Source organism: Belnapia sp. (assembly GCF_059504005.1).
Map to the genome: position 1 here is coordinate 1 of NZ_JCACHU010000093.1, position 3926 is coordinate 3926.

Here is a 3926-nt window from a genome sequence, read left to right on the forward strand (position 1 = left end):
AGCGGAATGCCTGAGCACGTCCACCCAGAATTTCCAGAAAGCAGGTTGCACAATCTGCTGCTGACGCAGTGCCGCGTTGACCCGCTCCTAGGTGCCGCGCCGGCGCCACTTTGCATAGTGGTAGAACACTGCTGTCCAAGGCGGAAAGTCGTGCGGCAGGGCACGCCACTTGCAGCCGGTGCGGAGCAGGTAGAATACGGCCTCGACGATGCGGCGCAGCGGGAAGACTTGTGGATGTCCTGCCTGCTGTCCCGGGCAGAGCAGGGTTGCAAGGATCGTCCATTCCGCGTCGCTCAAGTCGGAATGGTAAGAACTCGACGTCATGTATCAGAGATGGTGTCGGGATCTCTGCTATGCGCTGCTGCCAACAGCCACCAGCACGCAATAAAATTGCTTAGCAGCCTCTTATACGTCGCCTGCGGCGACGTCGCGCAGAGGTGAGTTCAGCGCCGGCGGAACGAGGCCCACGACGGCGCCGGTCGGATTCATGCTGGCGCCATGGCCATCTACCACCTCTCGGCCAAGGTCATCTCGCGCAGCAGCGGGCGCAGCGCCGTTGCCGCCGCGGCCTATCGCGCGGGCGAGCGGCTGCAGGACGACAAGCTCGGTCGTGCGCACGACTTCACCGCCAAGACCGGGGTGGTGCACCAGGAGGTCATGCTGCCCGAGGGCGCACCCAAGGCTTGGCAGGACCGGACAACGCTGTGGAACGCGGTCGAGGCCGCCGAGAAGTGGCGGGACGCCCAACTCGCCCGCGAGGTGGAGGTGGCGCTGCCGCGCGAGCTGTCGCGGGCGAAGGGCATCGCGCTGGCGCGGGACTTTGCTCGGCAGGAGTTCGTGGCACAGGGCATGGTAGCCGATGTATGCGTGCATTGGCCGACCGGCGTCGACGGCGAGGCCAAGCCGCATGCGCATATCCTGCTGACCCTGCGCGGCGTCGAGGGCGGGGGCTTCGGGCCGAAGGCGCGGGAGTGGAACAGCACCGAGCTGCTGATGGGCTGGCGCGAGCGCTGGGCGGAGCTGGCCAATGCGTGGCTGATGGAGCAGGGGCACGAGGCGCGGGTTGATCACCGATCGCTGGCAGCGCAGGGGATTGGCCTCGAGCCGCAGCACAAGGTGGAGCCAGCTGGGCAGCGTCGGGCGGAGCGGGGCGAGGCGGCTGAGCGTCGTGCCGAGCACGACGCCATCGCCCGGCGCAATGGCGAGCGCATCGCGGCGGAGCCGGCGATCGCGTTGGAGGCCATCACCCGGCAGCAAAGCACCTTCACGCGGCGGGACTTGGCACGGTTCGTGGCGCGGCACACGGACGGGGCGGAGCAGTTCGGCCGGGTGCTGACGCGGGTGGAGGCGTCGCCCGAGCTGGTGCGGCTGGGCGAGGACGGAGCCGGGCGGAAGCGGCTGACGACGCGGGCGATGCTGGCGGTCGAGCGGCGGATGGAGGAAGCCGGGGCGGCGCTGGCGCGCCGGCCCGGGCACCGGGTCGAGCGGGTGGTGGCCGAGCGCGCGATGCGCTCGGCCGCGGTGCGGGGGCTGGGGCTCGGGGGCGAGCAGCGGGCGGCGGTGCGGCATGTCGCGGAGGGCGGCGACTTGGCGCTCGTGGTCGGTTACGCCGGCACGGGCAAGAGCGCGATGCTCGGGGTGGCGCGCCAGGCGTGGGAGGACGTTGGCTATCGGGTGCGGGGCGCGGCGCTCTCCGGCATCGCGGCCGAGGGGCTGGAGGCGGGGAGTGGCATCCGGTCGCGTACGCTCGCCAGCCTGGAATGGGGCTGGAGCCAGGGCCGGGTCGAGGACCGGCTGACGGCGCGGGACGTGCTGGTGGTGGACGAGGCCGGGATGGTGAGCAGCCGGCAGCTGGAGAGGGTGTTGAGCCGCGCCCGCGAGGCCGGCGCCAAGGTGGTGCTGGTGGGCGACCCGGAGCAGCTGCAGGCAATCGAGGCCGGGGCGGCGCTCCGGGCGCTGGCGGAGCGGCACGGGGCGGTCGAGATCACCGAGGTGCGGCGGCAGCGGGAGGGCTGGCAGCGCGGCGCCACGCGCGAGCTAGCCACAGGGCGCACAGCGGAGGCGCTGGGCCGCTACGAGTGGGCCGGGATGGTGCAGGGGTATGCGACGCAGGACGAGGCGCGGGCGGCACTTGTCTCGGGCTGGGCGGCGCGGCGTCAGGAGAGTCCCAAGGCCAGCCAGGTCATGCTGGCGCATACGCGGGCCGAGGTGGCGGAGCTGAATCGGCTGGCGCGGGCGGCGATGCGCGACGCCGGCGCGCTTGGCACCGAGCACCAAGTGGCAACTGAAGCCGGGCCGCGGCTGCTGGCGGCGGGCGACCGGGTCATGTTCCTGCGCAACGAGCGCGGGCTTGGGGCGGGGCCGGACGGGCGTGGCGGCGTTGCGGTCAAGAACGGCACGCTCGGGACGGTACTGGCGGTGGAGGCCGGCGGCATGCGGCTGACAGTGGTGCTGGACGGCGCGGGTGGCACGGCGGGGCAGGGGGCCGCGGTGAGCTTCGGCATGGCCGACTACGGCCATCTCGACCATGGCTATGCGGCGACGGTACACAAGGCGCAGGGGGTGACGGTTGACCGGGCGCATGTGCTGGCGGGGCCGGGCATGGATCGGCACATGACCTATGTGGCGCTGACGCGGCACCGGGAGGCGGTGGCGCTACACTGGTCCCGGGAGGCGCTGGGCGACCGCGAGGGGCTGGTGGCGGCGCTGTCGCGGGCGCGGGCGAAGGACACCAGCCTTGACTATGCCGGGCCGGAGGCGGTGGCGGCCTATGCTGAGCGGCGCGGGCTGCGCCCGCTGGCGCCAGCGAGCGAGATCGCGGTGCGGCCAGCGGGCACCAGGGACGTCAGGACGGCACGACCGGAGCCGGAGCCAGCACGGGAGGCGATCGCGCCGCTGCTGCCGGCCTACCGCGACCCCTGGGGCCGGGACAGCCTCGGGCGCGGCACGACACCGGGCGAGCTTCATGCGGCCGCAGAGGCTGACCCTCGCGTGCGGAGCGCACAGGAGGACCGGGCGCATTGGATCGCTGCGGCCTACCGCGACCCGGAGGGCGCACGGGCGCGGCTTGGCACGATGCTGACAGCCGAGGGCGGCGACCTCCGGCGGACGGCGCTGCGGCTCGAGGCCGAGGGGGTGGAGGCACTCGGACGTCTCAAGGGCCGCGACGGCCTGTTTGCCGGACGCCTAGCGCAGCTGGACCGGGCCGGTGCACGCAGCGCGGCCAGCAGCGTCGTCCGCAGCTTGACGGACGAGGCAGGACATCGGGAGCGCGCAGCCGGCGCGTGGCAATGTGAGGTGACGGCACAGCGCGGGCGCGATGCGGTGGAGGTGCCGGGCTTGTCGCCGGCAGCGTGGAAGACGCTGGAAGAAGTGGCGGGTGCCCGCGCCGCGGCCGACCGGCGGGCCCAGCGGGGTGAGGGCTGGGGGGCGGGGGAGGCGCGGCGGGACGCGTGCATCGCGGCAGTATGGGCGCGCGCGGGGCGGTTGGGCATCGTGGCGGAGATTGGCCGCTTTGTGGAGGCGGTGCGGGGCAGGCTTGGCGAGGAGGGCATGCGCGGCGCGCTGCGGGCAGCGGGGCGGGGCGAGGCGGCGGAGGTGCCAGGTGCGAAGCCCGGGCAGGTGCGCGACCTGGCGCGGCTCGCGCGTGAGGTGTCGCTGGCCCGGGAAGGCGCGGAGCGGCACCGCTCGCCTGGGTGGCGGATGGGGCGGCGCCAGGGGGAGCGGCAGACGGAGCTGGCGGCAGAGCGGGCGCGGGCGGCCGAGCGGCAGCGTCAGGGGCTGCCGCCGCTCACGGCCGAGGAGCAGCGGCGCGAGCGACAGCAGCTCCGGCAGCGGCAAGGGCCGCGGCTCAGCATGTAGCGGCTAATAACGACCGAGGCTGTGTAAAAACCGCTGCCGTTAGCTGCTGCTGAGGTGGGCCAGCG

The 3926-nt window shown here is 73.3% G+C and carries 2 protein-coding genes; one reads left to right on the plus strand and one right to left on the minus strand.

Annotated elements, in window-relative coordinates; genetic code table 11:
• Positions 1 to 87 precede the first annotated feature (87 nt).
• Positions 88 to 297: a transposase gene (locus AC5JJ1_RS13535; RefSeq protein WP_495785630.1), complete on the minus strand. Its 210-nt coding sequence runs from the start codon at positions 295 to 297 to the stop codon at positions 88 to 90.
• Positions 298 to 498: 201 nt separating this feature from the next.
• On the opposite strand from AC5JJ1_RS13535, the gene traA reads away from it, so the two are divergent.
• Complete coding sequence (gene traA / locus AC5JJ1_RS13540) at positions 499 to 3861, plus strand: Ti-type conjugative transfer relaxase TraA (RefSeq protein WP_495785631.1); 3363 nt, start codon at positions 499 to 501, stop codon at positions 3859 to 3861.
• Positions 3862 to 3926 lie beyond the last annotated feature (65 nt).